This window comes from Grimontia hollisae CIP 101886, from assembly GCF_000176515.1.
In the GTDB taxonomy this organism is placed as follows: domain Bacteria; phylum Pseudomonadota; class Gammaproteobacteria; order Enterobacterales; family Vibrionaceae; genus Enterovibrio; species Enterovibrio hollisae.
This window is the reverse complement of sequence record NZ_ADAQ01000013.1, coordinates 941,289-963,879: the sequence shown is the minus strand read 5'-3', so window position 1 is coordinate 963,879 and position 22,591 is coordinate 941,289. Positions and strand designations below refer to the sequence as shown.

At 50.8% G+C, this 22,591-nt stretch carries 26 protein-coding genes; 24 read left to right on the top strand and 2 right to left on the bottom strand.

Translation table 11 applies throughout. The features are described from left to right. The first annotated feature begins 8 nt into the window (after nt 1–8). From fliN to VHA_RS17135, 18 genes are all read left to right on the top strand, one after another. On the top strand, nt 9–398 hold the full coding sequence (fliN, locus tag VHA_RS17220; protein ID WP_005506661.1) for a flagellar motor switch protein FliN: 390 nt from the start codon (nt 9–11) through the stop codon (nt 396–398). 122 nt (nt 399–520) lie between these two features. Then, nucleotides 521–910: a flagellar biosynthetic protein FliO gene (fliO, locus tag VHA_RS17215; RefSeq protein ID WP_005506656.1), complete on the top strand. Its 390-nt coding sequence runs from the start codon at nt 521–523 to the stop codon at nt 908–910. Continuing rightward, on the top strand, nt 900–1,733 hold the full coding sequence (gene fliP, locus VHA_RS17210; protein WP_005506655.1) for a flagellar type III secretion system pore protein FliP: 834 nt from the start codon (nt 900–902) through the stop codon (nt 1,731–1,733). The genes fliO and fliP overlap by 11 nt, the downstream gene beginning before the upstream one ends. 9 nt (nt 1,734–1,742) lie before the next feature. Beyond that, complete coding sequence (gene fliQ, locus VHA_RS17205) at nt 1,743–2,012, top strand: flagellar biosynthesis protein FliQ (protein ID WP_005506653.1); 270 nt, start codon at nt 1,743–1,745, stop codon at nt 2,010–2,012. A gap of 13 nt (nt 2,013–2,025) precedes the next feature. Beyond that, nucleotides 2,026–2,823, top strand: coding sequence for a flagellar biosynthetic protein FliR (fliR, locus tag VHA_RS17200; RefSeq protein WP_040529186.1), 798 nt, complete (start codon nt 2,026–2,028; stop codon nt 2,821–2,823). Continuing rightward, nucleotides 2,823–3,956: a flagellar biosynthesis protein FlhB gene (gene flhB / locus VHA_RS17195; RefSeq protein WP_005506650.1), complete on the top strand. Its 1,134-nt coding sequence runs from the start codon at nt 2,823–2,825 to the stop codon at nt 3,954–3,956. The genes fliR and flhB overlap by 1 nt, the downstream gene beginning before the upstream one ends. A gap of 116 nt (nt 3,957–4,072) precedes the next feature. Further along, on the top strand, nt 4,073–6,178 hold the full coding sequence (gene flhA / locus VHA_RS17190; RefSeq protein ID WP_005506649.1) for a flagellar biosynthesis protein FlhA: 2,106 nt from the start codon (nt 4,073–4,075) through the stop codon (nt 6,176–6,178). Nucleotides 6,179–6,208: 30 nt separating this feature from the next. Beyond that, nucleotides 6,209–7,819: a flagellar biosynthesis GTPase FlhF gene (gene flhF / locus VHA_RS17185; RefSeq protein ID WP_005506648.1), complete on the top strand. Its 1,611-nt coding sequence runs from the start codon at nt 6,209–6,211 to the stop codon at nt 7,817–7,819. Further along, the gene (locus tag VHA_RS17180) at nt 7,812–8,699 is read left to right on the top strand and encodes a MinD/ParA family protein (protein ID WP_040529184.1); all 888 of its coding nucleotides are present in this window, start codon (nt 7,812–7,814) and stop codon (nt 8,697–8,699) included. The genes flhF and VHA_RS17180 overlap by 8 nt, the downstream gene beginning before the upstream one ends. Then, the gene (locus tag VHA_RS17175; RefSeq protein WP_040529182.1) at nt 8,692–9,414 is read left to right on the top strand and encodes an RNA polymerase sigma factor FliA; all 723 of its coding nucleotides are present in this window, start codon (nt 8,692–8,694) and stop codon (nt 9,412–9,414) included. Before VHA_RS17180 ends, VHA_RS17175 begins: the two co-directional genes overlap by 8 nt. A gap of 49 nt (nt 9,415–9,463) precedes the next feature. Further along, nucleotides 9,464–9,832, top strand: a complete 369-nt coding sequence (gene cheY, locus VHA_RS17170) for a chemotaxis response regulator CheY (RefSeq protein ID WP_005506645.1) — start codon at nt 9,464–9,466, stop codon at nt 9,830–9,832. 35 nt (nt 9,833–9,867) lie between these two features. After that, nucleotides 9,868–10,593 carry a protein phosphatase CheZ gene (locus tag VHA_RS17165; protein WP_005506643.1) on the top strand — a complete coding sequence of 242 codons (726 nt, stop codon included), beginning with the start codon at nt 9,868–9,870 and terminating at the stop codon, nt 10,591–10,593. 9 nt (nt 10,594–10,602) lie between these two features. Continuing rightward, nucleotides 10,603–12,753, top strand: a complete 2,151-nt coding sequence (locus tag VHA_RS17160) for a chemotaxis protein CheA (protein WP_005506642.1) — start codon at nt 10,603–10,605, stop codon at nt 12,751–12,753. Nucleotides 12,754–12,771: 18 nt separating this feature from the next. Next, complete coding sequence (locus VHA_RS17155; RefSeq protein ID WP_005506640.1) at nt 12,772–13,887, top strand: protein-glutamate methylesterase/protein-glutamine glutaminase; 1,116 nt, start codon at nt 12,772–12,774, stop codon at nt 13,885–13,887. A 9-nt stretch (nt 13,888–13,896) separates the two neighbouring features. Beyond that, the gene (locus VHA_RS17150) at nt 13,897–14,676 is read left to right on the top strand and encodes a ParA family protein (RefSeq protein WP_005506638.1); all 780 of its coding nucleotides are present in this window, start codon (nt 13,897–13,899) and stop codon (nt 14,674–14,676) included. After that, a complete protein-coding gene (locus VHA_RS17145; protein WP_040529180.1) occupies nt 14,666–15,685 on the top strand; it encodes a chemotaxis protein CheW in 1,020 nt (339 codons plus the stop codon). Before VHA_RS17150 ends, VHA_RS17145 begins: the two co-directional genes overlap by 11 nt. A 33-nt stretch (nt 15,686–15,718) precedes the next feature. Then, nucleotides 15,719–16,207 (top strand): chemotaxis protein CheW, encoded by a 489-nt coding sequence (locus VHA_RS17140; RefSeq protein WP_005506634.1) that lies wholly within the window; start codon nt 15,719–15,721, stop codon nt 16,205–16,207. Beyond that, a complete protein-coding gene (locus VHA_RS17135; RefSeq protein ID WP_005506632.1) occupies nt 16,207–16,632 on the top strand; it encodes a DUF2802 domain-containing protein in 426 nt (141 codons plus the stop codon). The genes VHA_RS17140 and VHA_RS17135 overlap by 1 nt, the downstream gene beginning before the upstream one ends. Nucleotides 16,633–16,635: 3 nt before the next feature. Here the strand turns inward: VHA_RS17135 and VHA_RS17130 are convergent, their stop codons facing one another. After that, nucleotides 16,636–16,929, bottom strand: a complete 294-nt coding sequence (locus VHA_RS17130; protein ID WP_005506630.1) for an EscU/YscU/HrcU family type III secretion system export apparatus switch protein — start codon at nt 16,927–16,929, stop codon at nt 16,636–16,638. Beyond that, nucleotides 16,926–17,705, bottom strand: a complete 780-nt coding sequence (locus VHA_RS17125) for a hypothetical protein (protein WP_005506628.1) — start codon at nt 17,703–17,705, stop codon at nt 16,926–16,928. The genes VHA_RS17130 and VHA_RS17125 overlap by 4 nt, the downstream gene beginning before the upstream one ends. A 168-nt stretch (nt 17,706–17,873) precedes the next feature. On the opposite strand from VHA_RS17125, the gene ccmA reads away from it, so the two are divergent. The 6 genes from ccmA to VHA_RS17095 are packed head-to-tail and all read left to right on the top strand — an operon-like array spanning nt 17,874 to nt 22,591. Continuing rightward, nucleotides 17,874–18,488 (top strand): cytochrome c biogenesis heme-transporting ATPase CcmA, encoded by a 615-nt coding sequence (ccmA, locus tag VHA_RS17120; RefSeq protein WP_005506627.1) that lies wholly within the window; start codon nt 17,874–17,876, stop codon nt 18,486–18,488. After that, the gene (gene ccmB, locus VHA_RS17115; RefSeq protein WP_040529178.1) at nt 18,488–19,156 is read left to right on the top strand and encodes a heme exporter protein CcmB; all 669 of its coding nucleotides are present in this window, start codon (nt 18,488–18,490) and stop codon (nt 19,154–19,156) included. Before ccmA ends, ccmB begins: the two co-directional genes overlap by 1 nt. Before the next feature lie 32 nt (nt 19,157–19,188). Continuing rightward, nucleotides 19,189–19,926, top strand: a complete 738-nt coding sequence (locus tag VHA_RS17110) for a heme ABC transporter permease (RefSeq protein WP_005506625.1) — start codon at nt 19,189–19,191, stop codon at nt 19,924–19,926. 3 nt (nt 19,927–19,929) lie between these two features. Continuing rightward, nucleotides 19,930–20,136 carry a heme exporter protein CcmD gene (gene ccmD / locus VHA_RS17105; protein ID WP_005506624.1) on the top strand — a complete coding sequence of 69 codons (207 nt, stop codon included), beginning with the start codon at nt 19,930–19,932 and terminating at the stop codon, nt 20,134–20,136. Further along, a complete protein-coding gene (gene ccmE, locus VHA_RS17100; protein ID WP_005506622.1) occupies nt 20,133–20,615 on the top strand; it encodes a cytochrome c maturation protein CcmE in 483 nt (160 codons plus the stop codon). Before ccmD ends, ccmE begins: the two co-directional genes overlap by 4 nt. Next, nucleotides 20,615–22,591, top strand: coding sequence for a heme lyase CcmF/NrfE family subunit (locus VHA_RS17095; protein ID WP_005506620.1), 1,977 nt, complete (start codon nt 20,615–20,617; stop codon nt 22,589–22,591). The genes ccmE and VHA_RS17095 overlap by 1 nt, the downstream gene beginning before the upstream one ends.

Sequence of the window (22,591 nt, the reverse complement as noted above, 5' to 3'; positions counted from 1 at the left end):
AGATAATCATGAGTGATGTAGAAGACGATTGGGCGGCAGCGCTGGCTGAACAGGCTGAAGTGGAAGGCGGTGATGATGTACAGACTGCCCCGTTGGATGAACTGGTGGATGAAACGCCCCCCATCAATGCTGACGAGGCCCGTAAACTGGATGCGATTCTTGATATCCCAGTCACCATTTCGATGGAAGTGGGCCGTACCAACATCAATATCCGCAACTTGCTGCAACTGAACCAGGGCTCAGTGGTGGAACTTGATCGCCTGGCCGGGGAATCGCTGGATGTGCTGGTAAACGGCACCCTGATTGCCCACGGCGAAGTGGTGGTGGTGAACGACAAGTTCGGTATCCGGTTAACGGACGTGATCAGCCAAACAGAACGTATTAAAAAGCTGCGCTAACCCGATATATAAATGGATTCAAAGGCTTGACGCCTGCCGCATTGCGGTGGGCGTTTTTTTAGGCCTGAATTTTGCTTGGAAGGGGTTATAACCCGAATGAGACAGGCTGAGAAAGAGAGTTCATGGTTTCCCTGCAACGAATTGCGATTGGATTAATGTTTGCCCCGGCGGCCCATGCAGCCGCACCCGACGGTCAGGATCTTGCCACAACCCTGGGGGCATTGGTGCTGGTTATTGGCGTGATCTTTGGCTTGGCCTGGGTGCTGAAGCGTATGCAGGTTCCATCCCTGATGGGGGCCAAAGCCGGGCTGAAAGTTGTCAGCCAGCTGCCGCTCGGTCAAAAAGAGCGTGTGTTGGTATTGGATGTGAATGGTGAACAGGTGCTGGTCGGGGTAACGCCCCAGCAGATCACCTTGCTCAAAACCCTGAATAATCCGATAGAAGAAAGTGAACCTGCGAAATCTTTCTCTTCCCAACTTAACCAGATACTGAAGAAAAATGATGCGCCTTAAATCTGTCACTGCCATTTTTCTGGCGCTCTGTTGCATATTTGTCACACCGTTTGTACTGGCGGAAGAAGAACCGGCACCGGCAACAGAAACTGTCACTGAAACCCTGATTAACGATGCCGGGGAAGCGTCCCTGATCCAAGCTCGTAATGGCGGCGGCATTCCAGCGCTGACCATGACCGTCAACCCGGACGGCACTGAAGATTATTCAGTCACGTTGCAAATCCTGGCGCTGATGACAGCACTGGGCTTTCTACCAGCCATCGTGATTTTGATGACCTCCTTTACCCGGATTGTGGTGGTGATGGCGATTTTGCGTCAGGCCATGGGCTTGCAACAGACCCCCTCAAATCAAGTTATTATCGGCATCGCCATGTTCCTGACCTTGTTTATTATGTCGCCTGTAATAGACCGGATGAATGTCGCCGCTGTTCAGCCTTACCTCAATGAGGAGATCACGGCGCGCGAGGCGTTTGATCGCGTGCAGGTGCCATTGCGCGAATTTATGCTGCAACAGACGCGGGTTAAAGATCTCGAAACTTTTGTCAATATGTCCGGTGCACAGGTCACGGAAGCCGAACAGGTGCCGATGACGGTGTTAATTCCGGCCTTCATTACTTCTGAACTTAAAACGGCGTTCCAGATTGGGTTTATGCTTTTCCTGCCGTTTTTGATTATCGATCTGGTGGTGGCTTCGGTCCTGATGGCGATGGGGATGATGATGCTGTCGCCAATGATCGTCTCGCTGCCGTTCAAGCTGATGCTGTTTGTGTTGGTGGATGGATGGAACCTCATCCTTTCCACACTCGCTGGCAGCTTCGGGTAGGAGTGGGTTATGGCACCAGAGGCTTTTGTTGAACTGTTTCAGGATGCGCTCTATCTCATTCTGATCATGGTGTGCGCCATCATCATTCCCGGCCTGATTGTCGGCTTGCTGGTGGCAATATTTCAGGCTGCCACCTCCATCAACGAACAGACATTGAGCTTTTTGCCGCGTTTAATTGCCACACTGGTGGCATTGATGGTGTTCGGTCACTGGATGACGCGCATGCTGATGGAGTATTTTTTCCGGCTGGTGGAAGAAATCCCCATGCTGCTCTACTGATCAGGCCAAGGGCATGGAGTATCCGACAAGTATCATTCTCGACTGGTTAGCGCAGTATTTCTGGCCGTTTACACGCATCTCCTCAATGATGATGACGATGACGTTTTTTGGTGCCCGTTTTGTGCCTGTTCGCGTTCGCCTGTATCTGTCCCTGGCCATTACATTTGCTGTGATGCCCGCATTGCCCCGGGTGCCTGAAACGGTCGAACTGGTCTCCTTTGGTGGCTTTGTTATCCTTGCCCAGCAGATTTTGATTGGTATTGCTATGGGCACGGTGACCCAGTTTGTTATCCAGACGTTTGTGTTGTTGGGCCAGATTATCGGTATGCAATCGAGTCTGGGTTTTGCCTCCATGGTGGACCCAGCCAACGGCCAGAATACCCCCTTGCTGGGTCAGTTTTACCTATTCGTCGCCACCATGATTTTTCTCTCTACTGATGGGCATTTGCAGATGCTTAACCTGGTGGTGATGAGTTTCAAAACCCTGCCAGTGGGTGACATGCTCGGTGCTGCTGATTACCGCGCGATGGCAAGCTGGTTTGGCATTATGTTCAGTGTGGCTCTGGGGATGGCGCTGGCGGGCATTATCGCATTGCTGACGGTGAACCTTTCTTTTGGTGTGATGACCCGTGCGGCGCCACAGCTCAATATCTTCTCGCTTGGTTTTTCGTTTGCCTTGCTGGTGGGCCTGTTGATTTGCATGTATCTGTTAAACGGTATCTTGCCGCATTACCTGAACCACTGGGACACAGGGGTGAATGCCATCTGTGATCTCATCCGTCTCAACTGTGCTGTCGGCGGAGGTGTCTGATGGCAGAGAATGATGGTCAGGAACGGACAGAAGACGCTACACCCCGAAGGCAACAGCAGGCGCGGGAAAAAGGTCAGGTACCGCGCTCAAGAGAATTGGCATCCGTCGCCGTGCTTGTGGTAGGCGCCGTGGCACTGATGTGGTTTGGAGAGAGCCTGGGTAACGCCTTGATGGCGATGATGCGAAAACTCTTTACGCTCACCCGTGAGGAGATTTTTGATGTTACCTCGCTCGGGCTTATCGGCTATGGTGCCATTTTCCATATTTTCTGGCCTATCACCTTTATTCTGCTAATGCTGTTTATTGCAGGCCTGATTGGTGCGTCGGCTTTGGGAGGCGTCTCTTTTTCGTGGGAGGCGGCAAGGCCCAAATTGTCAAAAATGAGCCCACTTCAGGGCATCAAACGCATGTTTGGTAAGCAAAGCTGGGTTGAGCTTATCAAGTCTATCCTCAAAGTGGCATTGGTGTCTGGCGTTGCGTTTTATCTTATGTGGGCCAGTCTCAATGATTTCTATCAACTGAGTATTGAAACCTTCCCCACTAACCTTTATCACGCGCTGGATATCCTGCTCAATTTCGTGTTGCTGATCTGTTGTTCTCTGCTGGTGGTGGTCGCCATTGATGTGCCGTTCCAAATCTGGCAGCACAATGAACAACTGAAAATGACCAAGCAAGAGATAAAAGACGAATACAAGGAAACCGAAGGAAAACCCGAGGTGAAAGGGCGTATCCGGATGCTACAACGGGAAATGGCACAAAGACGGATGATGGCGGAAGTGCCATCGGCTGACGTGGTGATCACCAACCCGGAGCATTACTCAGTGGCCCTGCGTTATGACAGTAAAATGGATAAAGCCCCGGTGGTGGTGGCCAAAGGCTCTGATTTCCTGGCACTGAAAATCCGTGAAATTGCTGCAGAACATGACATCACCATTGTGCCTGCGCCTCCGCTTGCCCGTGCGGTGTATTACAGCACGGAGCTGGAACAGCAAATCCCGGATGGCCTGTTTACCGCCATCGCACAATTACTCGCTTATGTGTTCCAGCTTAAGCAATACAGAAAAGGACGGGGACGTAAACCCAAACCGCTGGCTGACCAACAATTACCAATACCGCCGGATTTACGTCGCTGATGTGACACTGAATGGATATCGTCTTATAACTGGCTGATAAATGGTAATTTTAAAAGTGGTTCGTTTTTTGCTTCTAAGGTTTAAGACATGAAGCCCTGAAGAACATAAAACGACACATGAAGCTTTCTTTGCCGTTCTACGACAAGGTCCAGGACAAAATCCCTTTTAAGCGTGGGCAAGCTTTCCCCGCTATCGGTGCGCCGCTCCTGGTACTTTCTACTCTCGCGATGGTGGTGCTGCCGATGCCACCATTGCTGCTCGACCTGATGTTCTCCTTTAACATTGCGCTTTCTCTGGTGGTGCTGTTGGTGACGGTCTATACGCGAAGGCCGCTTGATTTCGCCGCATTTCCTACAGTCCTCCTGATAGCCACCCTGATGCGCCTTGCGCTAAACGTGGCATCAACCCGGGTGGTACTCCTGCATGGTCATGAGGGGCCGGGAGCAGCGGGACAGGTGATTGACGCTTTTGGTTCTGTGGTGATTGGCGGTAACTATGCCGTTGGCTTAGTCGTATTCCTTATCCTGATGATCATCAACTTTATGGTTGTCACCAAGGGTGCAGGCCGTATCTCTGAAGTCAGCGCACGTTTCACCCTGGATGCCTTGCCGGGTAAACAAATGGCAATTGATGCCGATTTGAATGCGGGCCTGATTGATCAGGAGCAGGCGCGTACACGCCGCCAGGAAGTGACCAAAGAAGCAGATTTCTATGGTTCGATGGACGGTGCGTCAAAATTTGTTAAAGGGGATGCCATCGCCGGTATTTTAATTCTGGCGATCAACATTATCGGTGGCCTTTCCATCGGTATGATCCAGCATGATGTCAGTTTTTCTGACGCCATTGAAATCTACACCCTGTTGACCATCGGTGATGGTCTGGTCGCGCAAATCCCATCGCTGTTGCTGTCGATTGGTGCCGCCATCATGGTGACCCGCCAAAACACTGACGAAGACATGGGCCAGCAGGTTGTTTTTCAGCTGGTCGATAACCCAAGAGCACTGATCATTGCCACTGGCATTCTGGTGGTGATGGGGATTGTTCCCGGTATGCCGCATATCCCTTTTTTGACGCTGGCACTGGTTTGTGGCGGATTTGCGTTTTGGAAAACCAAAGAGCAGGCCAAGACCAGAAAAGAAGCCGAGGAAGCCCCAAAACAGGATGTGGTGGCACCAAAACCAAAAGAGCTGTCATGGGATGATGTCCAGCCTGTTGATGTGATTGGTCTTGAAGTGGGCTATCGCCTTATCCCTATGGTTGACCGTGATCAGGGAGGCGAATTGCTTGACCGTGTGAAAGGGGTGCGTAAGAAACTGTCTCAGGACTTTGGTTTCCTGATCCCGCCGGTACACATCCGCGATAACCTAGAGCTGCCGCCTAACAGCTACCGCATCACCCTGATGGGGGTTGCGGTAGGTGAAGCGGATATTCGTCCGGATAAAGAGCTGGCTATCAACCCTGGTCAGGTTTTTGGCCCAGTGGATGGCGAAGGCACGGTCGATCCGGCGTTTGGTCTTGAAGCTGTGTGGATTGAAAAAGCCCAGCGTGAGCATGCGCAGGCACTTGGTTACACCGTGGTGGACTCGGCGACCGTATTGGCGACCCATCTCAGTCAGATGCTGACTAACAACGCTGAGCGTTTGCTGGGGCATGAAGAAGCGCAGAACCTCATCGATATGCTGGCGAAACAGTCACCACGCTTGGTAGAAGGCCTGATCCCGGAACAAATCTCACTGGGCGCAGTGGTCAAAGTGATGCAAAACCTTCTCAATGAAGCCATTCCTATCCGTGATGTACGGACGATTATCCAGACCCTCTCCGAGTATGCACCGAAGAGTCAAGATCCCGACATTTTAACCGCAGCAGTACGCATATCATTACGACGATTAATTGTTCAGGAAATCAATGGAGTAGCGCCTGAACTGCCAGTAATTACGCTGGTTCCAGAGCTGGAACAGATATTGCATAAGACTATGCAGGCATCAGGCGGTGAATCGACAGGTATTGAACCGGGTCTGGCAGAGCGTTTGCAACAGAGTCTGTCAGAGGCCACCCAGAACCAGGAGCTGCAAGGGGAGCCTGCAGTGTTACTGACTTCCGGGGTGTTGCGCTCAACACTGGCCAAGTTTGTGAAAAATACCATCCCATCGTTGCGTGTCCTGTCTTATCAGGAAGTGCCGGATGAAAAACAAATAAGAATTGTAAGGGCGGTTGGCAACTGATGTACGCATTAGTAACTCAGGACGACGATTTTGAAAATTAAACGATTTTTTGCCAAAGACATGCGAACAGCCTTGGCCGAAGTGAAAGAAGCACTCGGTGCCGATGCGGTGATCATGTCGAACAAAAAAGTGACGGGTGGCGTCGAAATCGTGGCGGCAGTGGATACTGATGCTCCTGCCCGTGACATGCGTAAAGAAGCGGCCAGAACTCAGATGGCGCAAAGCATGGATCGCGCCCATCAAGCCCGTCGACTGGCCGATGACACTGTCCATGTTCGCCGTGACATCAATAAGGAAGCAGCACGTAAGCCATTGGGTAGTGCGCTGGGCAGCAAGTTTTCCAGTTTGCTGGACCGTTACCAGTCACAACTTACGGACAGCAAACCTGCTGCTGAGTCCCAGCAGGAAGCCGATTCATTGAGTGCATTGCTGGCACGCCAGAATGACGCCCGCCTTCGCAATAGCGAAAGCTCGCATGACGTCCAATCATCCCGTCGACAACATAGTGAGGCCAATGGCAGCAGACATGGCACTTACAACACTTCAAACGGGTTTTCACGCAGTCAGCAGCAACAGAAAAGCCAGGAGCTTGACCGTCTTTATCGTCAAAAACGTGATGAAGTGGACCGCCGTGATCCAAAGCGTGATGACCGTTTTTCAACCCGCAGTGAATCCCGAAAACAGACTACACGCCCTGGCAATGAAGAAATCGAAGCGATGCGCAAGGAAATGGCCACCATCCGTAACCTTTTGGAACACCAACTTTCCGGATTGATGTGGCAGGAAGTGGAGCGTAAAGAGCCGCTTCGCGCCATGTTGATAAAACGTTTGGAAAAAATGGGCATTTCACCGGTGTTGGCTGACCAACTCGCGGGTTATATTCCGGAAGATACCCCTCCTAACGAAGCGTGGTCTGAATTACTTGAACTGGTGGCTGATCAGGTGATTACCACCAGTGAAAACCTGCTGGAGTCTGGCGGTGTGATTGCCCTGCTTGGCCCAACCGGTGTTGGCAAGACCACCACCATTGCAAAACTGGCAGCAAGAGCAGCGATGGACTTCGGTCCTGAAGATATTGCACTGGTAACCACAGACACGTTCCGTATTGGCGCCCATGAACAGCTTGCAACGTACGGCAGAATTTTAGGTTGCCCGGTAAAAGTGGCTAAAGATGCGGATGAGCTGGCCGATATCCTGTATCAGCTACGTCACCGTCGGCTGATCTTATTGGACACCGCAGGCATGGGCCAGCGCGATCTTAGGCTATCAGAACAACTTGATACGCTGATTCAGAACAATGGTTCACACATTCGAAGTCTCCTTGTATTGCCTGCAACTTCCCAGCGCCGGGTGCTGCAGGAGACGATTGATCACTTCCGACGTATTCCGCTTTCAGGCTGTGTACTGACGAAGCTGGACGAATCCCTCAGTCTGGGAGAGCTATTGAGTGTAACCATCGAAAACGCCCTTCCGGTCACTTACCTGGCAGATGGACAGCGAGTGCCTGAAGACATTCGTCAGGCAAATGGGAAATACCTGGTTAATAAGGCGAGTGAGCTGATGGATCAAGATTCAGAGCAGCGAAATCATTTCTGGAGTCATGATGTACCAGAGTCGAATGCGGCGGACTTTTATGATTGAGACAACCATGCACGATCAAGCTAGCGGCCTCCGCCGCCTCACAAACCCGACTCGCACTAAAGTTATTACCGTCACAGGTGGCAAAGGTGGTGTAGGCAAAACCAACATCACACTGGGTATGGCTGCAGCCATAGCCAAACAGGGAAAAAAGGTCATGGTGTTGGATGCGGATCTTGGACTGGCAAATGTTGATGTCTTGTTAGGTTTGCGTGTCGGGAAGAACCTCAGCCATGTTATGCAGGGGGTGTGTGATCTGAAAGACATCATTCTGGAAGGGCCCCATGGCATGAAAATCATCCCAGCCTCTTCTGGTATGCGTGGTATGACAGAATTGAGCACGGCCCAACATGCAGGACTTATCCGGGCATTTGGAACGCTGGACGAGGATGTCGATGTCTTGCTGGTGGATACCGCAGCCGGGATTTCTGACATGGTGCTTAGCTTCTCCCGGGCAGCGCAGGATGTTCTGATGGTGGTCTGTGATGAGCCGACATCCATTACCGATGCCTACGCGCTAATCAAGCTGCTAAGCCGTGAACATGGTGTGACGCGTTTCAAGGTTGTTGCCAATATGGTGCGCAGTTATCGGGAAGGACGCGATTTATTTACAAAATTAACGCGGGTAACAGAAAGATTTTTAAATGCTAATCTAGAATTAGTAGCGTGTGTTCCATTAGATGAGCATGTGCGTCAATCTGTGAAGAAGCAACGTGTGGTGATCGATGCATATCCAAAGTCTCCGGCGGCGCTTGCATTGAATGCGCTGGCGAATAAGGCTTTGACCTGGCCTGTACCGCGCAATCCAGGTGGGCATTTGGAGTTTTTTGTAGAGCGGTTGTTAGTTCGGGATGAAGCGGCGGGGGATTACCTCAGTGAATAAAGCGCTCACCTATAGCAGGACAGGCGCTTCGACGGAAACGGTGTTTGAACAATACGCCACACTAGTGAAGCGCATCGCCCATCACCTGGTTGCCCGCTTGCCGCCGAATGTGCAGGTTGAAGATTTGATTCAGGCAGGCATGGTGGGATTACTGGAGGCGCAGCAAAACTATGATGCCTCTAAAGGGGCCAGTTTTGAAACCTATGCCGGCATCCGTATTCGTGGTGCCATGCTGGATGATATCCGGAAAGGAGACTGGGTACCACGCTCTGTTCATAAGAACAATCGCCAAATCAGCGAAGTGATTGCCCAATTGGAAGGCGAATTAGGGCGGGATCCAAAAGACAAAGAAATTGCGAAACGCCTAGGTATGAGTCTGGAGCAGTACCATCAGGCTCAGAATGACATTAATGCAGGACGACTGATTGGTATCGTTGACCTGGGTGTTTCAGAAGATGCTTTCGTTACAGAAAGTCATCGCGACGAAAACCTTCCCTTTGAGGAGGTAGCCGGGGACAGCTTTAAATCGCATCTTGCGAATGCCATCCGCGGCCTTCCTGAAAGAGAAGCTTTGGTTCTCTCTCTCTACTATGACGAGGAACTTAACCTCAAAGAGATAGGGGCCATTATCGGGGTCAGCGAATCCCGGGTTTGCCAGATTCAGAATCAGGCAATGCAGCGGTTACGGACCAAGCTTTCCGCTTGGTCGAAGTAAGTTTTAACAATAATAAGGAACCTCACCGGAGGCCACTTTGGACACAAACATGAAAATCCTCGTTGTTGATGACTTTTCAACAATGCGACGTATCGTTAAAAACCTCCTTCGTGATCTGGGTTTCAACAATACCGTTGAAGCAGATGACGGCCTGACAGCACTGCCAATACTTAAAAAGGGCGGTATTGATTTTGTCGTCACTGACTGGAATATGCCTGGCATGCAGGGCATTGATTTGCTCAAGAACATCCGTGCTGATGATGATCTCAAACATCTGCCAGTCTTGATGATCACTGCAGAAGCGAAGCGTGAACAAATTGTTGAAGCTGCACAAGCTGGCGTAAATGGTTACATCGTGAAGCCATTTACTGCCGCTACGCTCAAAGAAAAGCTGGACAAGATTTTCGAGCGCATGTGATTTCCCGATTCGCGCAGTGAAGGACTAAAGAGACGATGATAACACTCGACCAAGCTAAAGAGTTGGTCAGTCTGCTCGAAGAAGGGAATCAGGACGCCGCGAACGAATTATTGGTGAAAGTGACCAGTGATACGCGTAATCCGCTCTTCAATGAGGTAGGTAAACTGACTCGGCAACTTCATGATTCGTTGGCAAATTTCCGTTTAGATCCACGTATCAGTGATCTGGCGAATAGTGAGATCCCAGATGCTAAAGATCGCCTGAACTTTGTCATGGAAAAAACGGAACATGCAGCAAACCGCACCATGGATGCGGTTGAAGCCACGCTTCCTATTGCCGATAACCTGCAAGAGTGCCTTTCTCAGGTGAGACCCCAGTGGAATAACCTCATGGGGGGGCGGATTGACGTTGCAAGTTTCAAAGGCCTGTGTCACCAAATCGACGGGTTATTGACACAGGTAGAAGGGGATACCACCAAGCTCCATAGTCAATTGACCGAAATCCTCATGGCGCAGGATTTTCAGGACCTGACAGGTCAGGTGATCCGCCGTGTCATTGAATTGGTGCAAGAAGTAGAAAAACAATTGGTTGAAATCCTGACGGCATTTGGTCTGGACGAAGATCACAAAGAACCAGAAACAGAACAACAATCTGACATTGAGGCGGAAGGTCCTGTTATCTCTGAACAAGAGCGTCAAGAGAAGGAAGTGATGCAGAGTCAGGATGATGTTGACGACCTACTTTCCAGTCTGGGCTTCTAGGGGTGCGTTATGAGCTTTGAAATGGATGAAGAAATCCTGCAGGACTTTTTGATTGAGGCAGGTGAAATTCTTGAATTATTGTCTGAGCAGTTAGTTGATCTGGAAAAGACCCCAGATGACCGGGATCTGCTTAATGCAATTTTCCGGGGTTTCCACACGGTTAAAGGTGGCGCAGGTTTCTTGTCACTCACTGAACTGGTTGAGACATGCCACGGTGCAGAGAACATCTTTGACAACCTGCGTAACGGTGGCCGTGAGCTGACATCAGAAGTGATGGATACCATCCTTCAAGCGCTCGATACTGTTAACGAACAGTTTGCCTGTGTTCAGGAGCGTGAAGCGGTTCCTGCTGCAGAACCCTCGCTGATAGAAGCCTTACACAAATACAGTCGCCCAGCCTCTGAGGACGAAGATACGGAAGCGGCGGCACCAGAACCGGAACCAGAGCCAGAGCCAGAGCCCGTCGACGAAGCCACTGCTGAAGGCGAAGAAGCAATCGCCGGAGATTCTGTTGACGATATCACCGATGATGAATTTGATCGCTTACTGGATGAGTTGCACGGTGCAGGCAAAGGACCACAAGCCGGTGACAGTACGTCGACACCGTCGGTTGATGCAGCCTCATCCGGTGGTGATGACATTACCGATGATGAATTCGAAAAACTACTCGACGATCTTCATGGCACAGGAAAAGGGCCACAAGCTGGTGATGCGGCGACACCTCCTCCGCAAAATGTGTCCGTGGAAAGCCCGGACAGTGACGAAATCACTGACGATGAATTTGAAAAGCTGTTAGATGATCTTCATGGCAAAGGCAAGAGTCCTATCGCCAGTGAAGCATCAAAGACCGCTCCAGAGCCACCCAAAACACCAGCGCCGAAGGTAGAGCCTAAGCCTGCTCCTGCTCCGAAAGCAGAGCCAGCTGCTGCTAAACCACCTGCTGCTGTGGCGAAGCCGCCTGCCAAAGCTGACGACAAAAAGCCGCCAGCCCCTCAGGTTGAGCAGACTGTACGTGTGAATACATCAACTCTCGACACTATCATGAACATGGTAGGTGAGCTGGTGCTGGTGCGTAATCGTCTGGTGAGCCTGGGTGCAAACAGTGACGATGAAAACATGGCGAAAGCCGTGACCAACCTTGATGTGGTCACTGCAGATCTTCAGGGCGCGGTAATGCAAACACGGATGCAGCCCATCAAGAAAGTGTTTGGCCGGTTCCCCCGCGTTGTCCGTGATTTGGCGCGAAGCCTGAAAAAAGACATTGTGCTGGAAATGCGCGGTGAAGAGACCGATCTGGATAAGAACCTTGTTGAAGCACTGGCTGACCCCATGGTCCACTTGGTGCGTAACTCTGTTGACCATGGTATCGAAATGCCGGATGTGCGTGAGCAAAAAGGCAAACCCCGTACCGGGACCATTACCTTAGCGGCCTCACAGGAAGGTGACCATATTCTCCTGACCATCGAAGATGACGGCGGCGGTATGGATGCGGACAAACTGCGATCTATTGCGGTAAACCGCGGTGTAATGGATGCGGATGCTGCCGCCCGCCTGAGTGACACCGAAGCCTATAACCTGATTTTCGCCGCAGGTTTCTCAACCAAAACGGAAATTTCAGACATTTCCGGCCGTGGCGTTGGTATGGATGTAGTGAAAACCGCGATTACCCAGCTAAACGGTACGATTTCGATCGACTCTGAGCTTGGCCGTGGCACCATCATCTCAATCAAAGTTCCACTGACACTGGCGATATTGCCAACACTGATGGTGGGGATCGGAAACAATCCCTATGCCTTCCCGCTGTCAAATGTGAATGAAATCATCAGCCTTGACCTCTCTAAAACCAATACGGTTGATGGTCAGCTGACGCTGATTGTACGTGAGAAAGCGATCCCACTCTTCTACCTGCAGGATTGGTTATGCCCACGTCGTGGTATCGCCAACCGCGAGGTGGGTCATGTGGTCATCATCCAGATGGGTCACCAGCCAGTCGCTTTCGTGGTGGATTCACTGATTGGTCAGGAAGAAGTGGTTATTAAACCATTGGATGAGTTATTGCAGGGCACGCCGGGTATGGCGGGGGCCACCATTACCAGTGATGGTCACATTGCGTTGATCCTTGATGTGCCGAACCTGCTTAAACGATACGCTGGCCGATAATAACCAAAAAGGAATGACATGGCAGTGAAAGTATTGGTGGTGGACGATTCAAGCTTTTTCCGCCGCCGCGTGAGTGAAATCATCAACGGGGATCCCCGCCTTGAAGTCATCGACTGTGCAGTGAACGGGAAAGAGGCGGTAGAAAAAGCGGCAACGCTGAAACCTGACGTGATTACCATGGACATCGAGATGCCGGTGATGGATGGCATTACTGCAGTTCGCGAGATCATGCAGAGTAACCCGACGCCTATCCTGATGTTTTCTTCGTTAACGCACGATGGGGCGAAAGCCACGCTTGACGCTTTGGATGCGGGTGCTCTCGACTTCCTGCCAAAGAAATTCGAAGACATTGCGCGTAACCGCGATGAGGCCGTGAGCCTATTGCAACAGCGAGTCAATGAGATTGCTCGAAAACGTGCATTCATGAGGCGTCCGCCGACTGCGGCACGTCCTGCTGCGGCAACATCGACACCAACCCGTGCTGCTACTGGCAGCACGCTGACACCCTCAACAACGGCACGACCTTTACCTGCCGGTCGTTTTAAAACCAGCGGTAAGCGCTATCAATTAGTGGCGATTGGTACGTCTACCGGTGGCCCGGTGGCGTTGCAAAAAGTGTTGTGTGGCTTGCCTGCCAATTTCCCGTTGCCTATTGTGCTGATCCAGCATATGCCATCAACCTTCACCGCAGCGTTTGCCCAGCGTCTTAACGGTCTTTGTAAGATCACGGTGAAAGAAGCGCAAGATGGCGATCCACTTCAGCCAGGAACCGCATATCTCGCACCTGGCGGAATGCAAATGATGATTGATGGCCGCCCGGGCGCTGCACGGGTGAAAATTATCGATGGCGGTGACCGGATGAACTACAAACCGTGTGTCGACGTTACTTTCGGCTCAGCAGCAAAAATCTATAACGATAAGGTGCTGTCAATGGTACTGACCGGTATGGGTGCAGATGGCCGTGATGGGGCAAGATTGTTGAAACAACAGGGCTCAACAGTCTGGGCGCAGGATGAAGAGAGCTGTGTTGTTTATGGTATGCCGCAAGCGGTCGCGAAAGCGGGTATTTCAACAGAAGATTTGCCGTTGGATCGTATCACTGAGCGTATTCTCGTTGAGCTCAATCTTGTTTAAGGAGCGGCTGTGATAGTCTGGAGCATTGCAAACCAGAAAGGGGGCGTGGGGAAAACCACTACCACCATTACCCTCGCTGGGCTTCTCAGTGAAAAAAACAAGCGTGTGTTGCTGATTGATACCGATCCGCACGCATCGCTGACGACGTACCTGAATTACGATTCGGAGCAGCTTCCCCGCACCTTATTTGATCTCTTTCAATTGCAGGAGATAAACCGGGATACCGTCAAACCGCTGATCCTGAATACTGAATACAAAAATCTCGATATCCTGCCATCACACATGTCATTGGCGACGCTTGATCGCGCCATGGGCAACCGTGGTGGCATGGGGCTTATGCTGAAGAAAACCCTGGCTTGTCTGGAAGATGAATATGATTACGCACTGATTGACTGCCCACCCATTCTCGGCGTGATGATGGTTAACGCGCTGGCGGCGAGTAACCGTATCCTTATTCCGGTACAGACCGAGTTTCTGGCGATGAAAGGCTTGGAGCGTATGGTGCGTACTTTGCAAATCATGCAAAAGTCGCGGGCATCTACGTTTAAAGTGTGCATTGTGCCGACCATGTATGACAAACGCACCCGTGCTTCGCTAGAAACCTTGCAGGAGTTGAAAGTGCGTTATCCGGATCAAGTTTGGACGTCTGCTGTGCCCATTGATACTAAATTCCGTGATGCAAGCTTAAAGCATATGCCGCCTTCGTATTACGCAAAAAATTGTCGCGGCGTGTTTGCTTACAAAACGCTGCTCTCTTATCTGGAGAGACTGGAACAGGATGAAAGATAGCCGTGCCATGTCCAGTGTTCAGGCACTGGATGATTATTTTGATGCCTTGCTGGAGGAAGGTGATTCCCTGCCGCAAGATCACACGGATGTGGCGCTGCAAGCGGTTGACCATGCAATCGATGAAGAGGCGACGTTGGCACCTCAGCCTGTAGTGGTTGAGCCAGTGGGACAATTCAGTGGGACAACACTGACCGAGGATAAGCGCGATCTGTCATCGGTTGAAAAACTCCTCAGCCAGCTCAAGCTGGACGAGGATATGGAAGTAGAAGTCGAAATCTTGACGGAAACAGACGTATCGACAGACAGCAAGTTAGCCGTTGATGTGGATACTGAGGTGCTTACTGGAGCTGTAACCGAAGTGGCGACTGAAGTAACAGAAGAGGTTGTCACTGATACTACTGTTGACACAGATGTCTTCACGGAGCCAGAGCTCGAGATCGCCGTTGGGGAAACCGTTACTGAAGAAGTGACAGGTTCTGTTGATATAGCGACTGAGACCGAATGTGAAGCCGATGTTCAGACCGATGAGGATACAGCACCGCCTTGGCAGAATATCGCCTCAGAATATGCTTTTCAGGTGTTGTTTTTTGAATCGTTTGGTGTGGTTTACGCAGTCCCACTCGCGGAACTGGGCGGAATTCACCGGCTTAAAGAGTGTAACCACCTGATTGGAAGGCCGGATTGGTATTTGGGCCTTCAGACTGAACGGGATCAACAGTTGGACGTGGTTGATACCGCGAAGTGGGTAATGCCAGAAAAAATAACGGATAACAGCCATCGCGAAGACTATAGTTATATTGTGACTTTGGGTAACAGTAAATGGGGCTTGGCTTGTAATGCCCTTCTAGGGACAGAGTCACTCAGTGGTGAACAAGTGCGATGGCGTGAGCAAGCTGGCAAACGGCCCTGGTTGGCTGGTTTGGTAAAAGAAAAGATGTGCGCTTTGATCCACGTTGAAGCGCTGATTGCCATGCTGAATCAAGGTATTGATGCCAATGCGTTGGCGTAAATGACGTAGCACAGCACGTAAAGAGGAAAATAAATGTCTCAGGTAGCTGAAGTTCAAAAAGAAAACGTGAATGACGAGGTCTTGCAGTGGGTGACTTTCCAGCTGGAAGACGAAACCTACGGCATTAATGTCATGCAGGTTCGGGAAGTATTGCGCTACACCGAAATCGCACCGGTACCGGGTGCGCCAGACTATGTGCTGGGCATCATTAATCTTCGTGGTAACGTGGTAACAGTGATTGACACCCGTTCACGATTCGGTCTGGTGCAAGGTGAAGTGTCAGACAACACCCGTGTGATTGTCATCGAAGCGGAATCCCAGGTGATCGGCATCATGGTCGACAGTGTGGCAGAGGTGGTGTACCTCAAAACGTCTGAAATTGATACCACGCCAAGTGTGGGTACAGATGAAAGCGCCAAGTTTATTCAAGGCGTGAGCAACCGAAATGGCCATTTGTTGATCCTAGTTGACCTGAACAAACTGCTCTCTGATGAAGAGTGGTCAGAGATGGCCATGCTGTAATGCCCGACATTGTGCAGTATTGGTTACCACTGGGGATTTCACTCAGTGTTGCGGTTGTTTCTTTGTTGTTGCTTCGTAGGGAAAAGGCAGCGCGCCAGAATCTGGAGGCAAAATTTCAGGCTATGGAGCTGTTGTATAAGAATGCCCGCCAGCAACATGAAAGTCTGTCTAAGCAGTTTAATGAACTGCGCGCGGGTTCTATTGGCATGAGCCAGAAACTCGCAGAGCTTGCACAGCGATTCGACGAGTTGCTGGAAAAGCAAAACGAGATGGAAATGCATGACCAGGATGGTCGGCTTTATAGCCGGGCCAGTAAAATGGTGGAGCTGGGCGCAGACCTTCGCGAGTTGATGGAAGAGTGTGATTTGCCCAAAGCAGAAGCTGAACTTCTGCTAAGCATCAGGAAACAGCGGGCAACAAGGTAGATATTATACCGTTTTGTTTACCACAAACCCCTCCCATCCGGGCGGGGTTTTGCCGTCCAGGTACCAGGCAAACGCAATGAGCTCTGCGATCACCAGGTAAAACTGTTCTGGAATTTCATCGCCCACTTCCAAGGCTGACAGCCAGTTCATTAATGCTTCGTCGCTGTGGATCAATCCCCCGTTTTTCTCCATTTCCTCAATCAGTATTTCAGCCAGTTGATCATAGCCTTTGGCGGAGACCTTGGGCGTATTGATGCCATCATATTTTAAGGCAATGGCACTTTTGGGCTTTTTCATACTTGAATATCCACTCCTGATGACACAGTTTCTGCCGTACTTTCATCCAATGGGGTGATGTCGCAGCGCGCCAGCACCACATGGTGCTGGCGAAGTTTTTCTTCCAACAAAGGTACCGCCTGTTCGAGTTGATGGCATAAGCCTTCTGAATCTGTTGAAAAAGAGAGTGCCAGAGCATTGCCTTCCAGTTCAGCGGTAGCCGTCAGGTGGCGGCTTTTCGACAATGTCAGGTTTACGGTTACGCACCAGCGCAACTTTTTACGCTTTTTACAGGTCTTCTTTTCTACCTGAATATGTAACGGGGACAGAAGGTTATCCCTAAAAGGAAAAAGCCAGTGGTGATCGCCGGGTTTGGTTTGTTCATTGACACGTTGTTCTGCCAACAACATCAACATTGCTTTGAGCTTGCCGTTACTTTCGGCGTCCGGGGATGACGTATCAAGCCGTTTTAGCGCCTCAAGCAATGCTTTGTCAGGTGCTTTGCTGGCTAGCCATGTTGCTGCCAGTTTGGGATCAGAAGGCATCATCATCTGTTTTAACAGTGTGGCCATTAACGTCGCATAGGGTGATTGTTCCAGTTCAGTGCGTTTGATTAGGGGGAAAAGGTTCAGCAAACCAAGTAATTGCGATAATTGTGACTGTTGCAGTGCTTTGTTGTCTTGCTGTATTGCACTCAGGGTAGGGCTTTGTCCTGATACTAACCGGTTTTTCAGGGGGATATTGCGAAGGGATGCCTGAGCTAATGCATTGATGTGGCTGATATTGTCTATTTTCATGTTTGCTCACATTTGGTAACGCTTAGGGCATATACCCGACCATGCTACTGAGAGTAGGATCTGATTACTTTATTGTCATTAGCGAGACCTGTCGGTTAACGATTTTTAACGCCTCTATGATATTATCGAGCAAATTTTTCATTACTTTACCGGGAAAGCCTATTTCTCATGTTGGAAGTGCGCCAGCTAAGCTGCATTCGCGACGAACGGATGTTGTTTGAAGATCTCAGCTTTACGTTATCACCGGGTGATCTTGTTCAGATTGAAGGGCCTAATGGCGCAGGAAAAACCACGCTTTTGCGCATTATTGCAGGCTTGGGTTTGGCGGAGTCGGGAGATGTGCTCTGGCAGGGAGAACCTGTCAGTCGGGTGCGCGAAGCGTTTTACGGAAACTTACTTTTTCTGGGGCATAGTACGGGCGTAAAGCGCGAAATGACCGCCTTTGAAAACCTGGCATTTTACCAGCGTATGCACGGTGATACCGATGAAAGTGTGCTTTGGGATGTTCTGGCCCGTGTGGGGCTTGCCGGGCGCGAAGATGTTCCGGCAGCGCAGCTCTCAGCAGGTCAAAACCGCCGGGTAGCGTTGGCAAGGCTTTGGATCAGTAAATCCAAACTCTGGGTGCTTGACGAGCCATTGACCGCGATCGATAAACAGGGAGTAAAGGTGCTGGAGACGCTATTTGAAGAACACGTAAATAGTGGGGGGATGGTGTTGTTTACCACTCATCAGGATATGTTCAGTGGCAACCCAACGTTGCGCCGTATCAGGTTGGGGGCGTAATGGGATCAGCGATGCTCTACATGATCAGGCGTGAACTGCTTGTCGCATTCCGTCGTCAGTCTGACATGCTAAACCCTCTGTGGTTCTTCATTATTGTGATCACTTTGTTTCCGCTTGGCGTTGGGCCTGGGCCCAACCTATTGGCGGAAATTGCCCCCGGTATCATCTGGGTCGCAGCTCTTCTGGCTGCGGTGTTGTCTTTAGATCGTCTGTTTCGCGATGATTTTATGGATGGCTCGCTGGAGCAGATGCTGCTAATGCCAGAGCCCTTATCTGTGCTGGTGTTTGCCAAGATTTTGGCGCACTGGATGCTCACTGGCCTGCCGTTATTGATCATTAGTCCGCTTTTGGCGGTATTACTTTCTTTAGATTGGGAAGCTTACAAGGCGGTGGTTCTGACCCTGCTTATCGGCACGCCAACGTTGAGCTTTCTTGGCGCTATTGGTGTTGCACTGACAGTCGGGCTCCGAAAGGGGGGCGCATTGCTCAGCCTGCTTGTTTTACCGCTGTTTATTCCGGTGCTTATTTTCGCGACATCCGCGATTGATATGGCCACAAATGGATTTCCAATCAACGGTCAACTCGCTATTTTAGGGGCGATGTTGGTTGGTTCAGCAACACTCTCGCCGTTTGCGGTTTCCGCTGCTCTGCGCGTGAGTATTCAATAACTATTACATATTTAACTGAGAGCGAAATTGCAATGTGGAAATGGCTTCATCCATATGCTAAGCCTGAGGCAACCTATCAACTGTGTAACACGCTGTTGCCGTGGTTTACGGTTTTAGCTGCGCTATCCCTGATCACCGGTACTGTCTGGGGACTGGCATTTGCACCGTCAGACTATCAACAAGGTGACAGCTTTCGAATCATCTATATTCATGTTCCTGCGGCAATTTGGTCGATGGGGGCGTATATGTCGATGGCTATTGCTGCCCTTATTGGCTTGGTCTGGCAAATCAAAACATCAGACTGGGCCGCAGCGGCGATGGCTCCTGTGGGAGCGGTGTTCACCTTTATCGCATTGGTGACTGGCGCAGTGTGGGGTAAACCCATGTGGGGGGCCTGGTGGGTGTGGGATGCACGCCTGACCTCTGAACTGATCCTGCTTTTCCTCTATCTGGGCGTGATTGCGCTTTACAATGCCTTTGATGACGACCGTACAGCCAGTCGGGCGGCTGGTATTCTGGCTATTGTGGGCGTGATTAACCTGCCTATCATCCATTTTTCGGTGGAGTGGTGGAACACACTGCATCAGGGCGCGACAATCACCAAGTTTGCCAAGCCTTCGATTGCAACAGACATGTTGTGGCCACTATTGCTGAACATTTTTGGTTTTGCATTTTTCTTTGGTGCTGTGACCCTGATGGCATTGAAAAATAATATTCTACAACGCGAAGCGCACCGTCCTTGGGTTCGCGAGCTGGTTGAAAGGGGATAAGCTATGCATTTTGATTCCTTCTCTTCATTTCTGGCAATGGGGGGGTACGGCGCTTACGTCTGGAGCTCCTTTGCGATTACGTTTGCCGCGATGGCGTGGGTTGCTTTGGCAACACATTTCACCCGCAGGAAACTTTTTAAAGACATTAAGAACAAAGTTGCCAGAGAGCAACGCATTAAGAATGCCCAAAAAATGGAGAACACGCTATGAACCCGAGACGCAAGAAACGACTGGGGTTGGCGCTTGCCCTGGTGTTTGGTGTAGGTGCCACGATAGGTTTGGTGTTGTATGCACTGAACCAGAACATGGATTTGTTCTACACGCCAACAGAGCTGGTTAATGGTAAGCCGGATGGTACTAAACCCGAAGTTGGTCAACGCCTGCGTATCGGTGGTATGGTGGTGAATGGTTCCGTTCAACGTGATCCCCAGTCTCTGAAAGTGAGTTTCCGTGTGGCCGATATTGGCCCGGAAGTCACGGTGGAATTTGAAGGCATTCTTCCGGATCTTTTCCGTGAAGGGCAGGGCATTGTTGCACAGGGTGTGCTGGTTGATGAGCGTACCGTGTTTGCGAATGAAGTGCTGGCAAAACATGATGAAGAATACATGCCACCAGAAATCGCAGAAGCGATGGATAAGGCTCACACGCCGCTTGATTACACCGAGCAGCAAAAACAGGGTAGCTACTAATGATTGCAGAATTAGGGCACTTTGCCCTCATTGTCTCTCTTGGGTTTTCCATCTTGCTGAGTATTTATCCTCTCTGGGGGGCTCACGTTGGAAACCAATCAATGATGCGTTCTGCGCGTCCACTTGCCATCGGCATGTTCTTGATGCTGCTGATGTCTTTTTTCGCTCTAAGCTGGGCGTTTTACGCCAATGATTTTACGGTCACTTACGTGGCAAGTAACTCAAACAGTGCTTTGCCTTGGTACTACCGCCTCACTGCAGTATGGGGTGCGCACGAAGGTTCATTGTTACTGTGGGTGCTTATCCAGGCAGGATGGACGGTTGCGGTGGCGGTGTTCAGCCGTGGTATGCCGCTTGAATCTGTTTCTCGCGTGCTGGCGATCATGGGAATGATTGGTGTCGGCTTCCTGCTGTTTATCATCCTGACCTCTAACCCATTTGAGCGTACCCTGCCTTACTTCCCGGTGGATGGCCGTGACCTTAACCCGTTGTTGCAAGACCCAGGGCTTATCGTTCACCCGCCAATGCTCTATATGGGATATGTGGGCTTCTCAGTCGCCTTCGCCTTCGCGATTGCGTCTCTGATGGCGGGCCGTTTGGATACCGCCTGGGCGCGTTGGTCACGTCCTTGGACGACAGCAGCTTGGGTGTTCCTGACACTGGGCATCGCGCTGGGCTCTTGGTGGGCTTACTATGAGCTTGGCTGGGGTGGCTGGTGGTTCTGGGATCCGGTAGAGAATGCCTCATTCATGCCATGGCTTGCCGGTACTGCGCTGATGCACTCGCTGGCAGTCACGGAAAAACGAGGTACTTTCAAAGCATGGACTGTTCTGTTGGCTATTTCGGCGTTTTCGCTCAGTCTGTTGGGGACATTCCTGGTTCGTTCCGGCGTACTGGTGTCGGTGCATGCATTTGCGTCTGATCCTACCCGTGGCCTGTTCATTCTGGCATTTCTGGTTATCGTTATCGGCGGTTCGTTGTTGCTTTACGCCTTGCGTGCTTCAGACGTCCGCGTGCGCGGTAATTTTGAGTTGGTTTCCCGTGAAAACGCGCTGCTGGCAAACAACATTTTGTTGGTGGCTGCATTAGTGGTGGTTCTGTTAGGGACGCTGTTGCCGCTGGTGCATAAACAGCTTGGGCTGGGTTCAGTGTCTATCGGTGAACCTTTCTTCAATCTCTTGTTCACTTGGTTGTCTGTTCCTTTTGTTTTCCTGCTGGGTATCGGTCCACTGATTCGCTGGAAACGTGACAACCTGAAGAATGTGAAGAAAGAGCTTATCTTTGGCGGCATTGTGTCTGTCGTGCTGGGCGTTGCACTGGTTGCGGTCTTCGCCGATGTCTTTATGCCGTTGGCTGCGCTGGGTGCAGTGATGGGGCTTTGGGTGGTCATTTTGTCAGCTATTGAGGTCTACCAGCGTGCAACCCACCGTCATGATCTGGTAACGGGTCTGGGGAAACTGGGCCGCAGTCATTGGGCGATGGTGCTTGGGCATGTTGGTCTGGCGATCACCGTTCTCGGTATTGCTATGGTGCAAAATTACGATATTGAACGTGATGTAAAAATGGCGCCGGGTGATCGTATCGTACTTCAAGGCCACGAATTCCATTTTGCAGGCCTGCGTGATAAAGACGGCCCAAACTTTGATGGTTATATTGCTGATTTCGATATCTACCGAAATGGCAGACGCGTGAACACGTTACATGCTGAAAAACGCTTCTACAATGTGCAGCGTTCCATGATGACTGAGGCGGCGATTGACCGTGGTGTCACACGCGATCTGTATGTGGCAATGGGTGAGCGCCTGGATGATGGTTCATGGGCAGTACGTATTTATTACAAACCGTTTGTCCGCTGGATATGGCTAGGCGCACTGGTGATGTCCATAGGTGGCCTGCTTGCGATGTCAGATAAACGCTATCGTTTTCGTCAAAAGGCTAAATCGGCAGTGTCTGCCGAGCCGGTCAAGGAGGCTTAA

Coding starts and splice junctions, on each gene's coding strand:
- flhA (WP_005506649.1), top strand. CDS start 4,073: ATGAAGCTTTCTTTGCCGTTCTACGACAAGGTCCAGGACAAAATCCCT.
- VHA_RS17140 (WP_005506634.1), top strand. CDS start 15,719: ATGTCTCAGGTAGCTGAAGTTCAAAAAGAAAACGTGAATGACGAGGTC.
- fliN (WP_005506661.1), top strand. CDS start 9: ATGAGTGATGTAGAAGACGATTGGGCGGCAGCGCTGGCTGAACAGGCT.
- VHA_RS17165 (WP_005506643.1), top strand. CDS start 9,868: ATGATAACACTCGACCAAGCTAAAGAGTTGGTCAGTCTGCTCGAAGAA.
- fliP (WP_005506655.1), top strand. CDS start 900: ATGCGCCTTAAATCTGTCACTGCCATTTTTCTGGCGCTCTGTTGCATA.
- VHA_RS17155 (WP_005506640.1), top strand. CDS start 12,772: ATGGCAGTGAAAGTATTGGTGGTGGACGATTCAAGCTTTTTCCGCCGC.
- VHA_RS17095 (WP_005506620.1), top strand. CDS start 20,615: ATGATTGCAGAATTAGGGCACTTTGCCCTCATTGTCTCTCTTGGGTTT.
- VHA_RS17180 (WP_040529184.1), top strand. CDS start 7,812: ATGATTGAGACAACCATGCACGATCAAGCTAGCGGCCTCCGCCGCCTC.
- VHA_RS17135 (WP_005506632.1), top strand. CDS start 16,207: ATGCCCGACATTGTGCAGTATTGGTTACCACTGGGGATTTCACTCAGT.
- cheY (WP_005506645.1), top strand. CDS start 9,464: ATGAAAATCCTCGTTGTTGATGACTTTTCAACAATGCGACGTATCGTT.
- fliR (WP_040529186.1), top strand. CDS start 2,026: ATGGAGTATCCGACAAGTATCATTCTCGACTGGTTAGCGCAGTATTTC.
- VHA_RS17130 (WP_005506630.1), bottom strand. CDS start 16,929: ATGAAAAAGCCCAAAAGTGCCATTGCCTTAAAATATGATGGCATCAAT.
- VHA_RS17160 (WP_005506642.1), top strand. CDS start 10,603: ATGAGCTTTGAAATGGATGAAGAAATCCTGCAGGACTTTTTGATTGAG.
- fliQ (WP_005506653.1), top strand. CDS start 1,743: ATGGCACCAGAGGCTTTTGTTGAACTGTTTCAGGATGCGCTCTATCTC.
- fliO (WP_005506656.1), top strand. CDS start 521: ATGGTTTCCCTGCAACGAATTGCGATTGGATTAATGTTTGCCCCGGCG.
- flhB (WP_005506650.1), top strand. CDS start 2,823: ATGGCAGAGAATGATGGTCAGGAACGGACAGAAGACGCTACACCCCGA.
- ccmE (WP_005506622.1), top strand. CDS start 20,133: ATGAACCCGAGACGCAAGAAACGACTGGGGTTGGCGCTTGCCCTGGTG.
- VHA_RS17110 (WP_005506625.1), top strand. CDS start 19,189: ATGTGGAAATGGCTTCATCCATATGCTAAGCCTGAGGCAACCTATCAA.
- VHA_RS17125 (WP_005506628.1), bottom strand. CDS start 17,705: ATGAAAATAGACAATATCAGCCACATCAATGCATTAGCTCAGGCATCC.
- VHA_RS17145 (WP_040529180.1), top strand. CDS start 14,666: ATGAAAGATAGCCGTGCCATGTCCAGTGTTCAGGCACTGGATGATTAT.
- ccmD (WP_005506624.1), top strand. CDS start 19,930: ATGCATTTTGATTCCTTCTCTTCATTTCTGGCAATGGGGGGGTACGGC.
- ccmB (WP_040529178.1), top strand. CDS start 18,488: ATGGGATCAGCGATGCTCTACATGATCAGGCGTGAACTGCTTGTCGCA.
- ccmA (WP_005506627.1), top strand. CDS start 17,874: ATGTTGGAAGTGCGCCAGCTAAGCTGCATTCGCGACGAACGGATGTTG.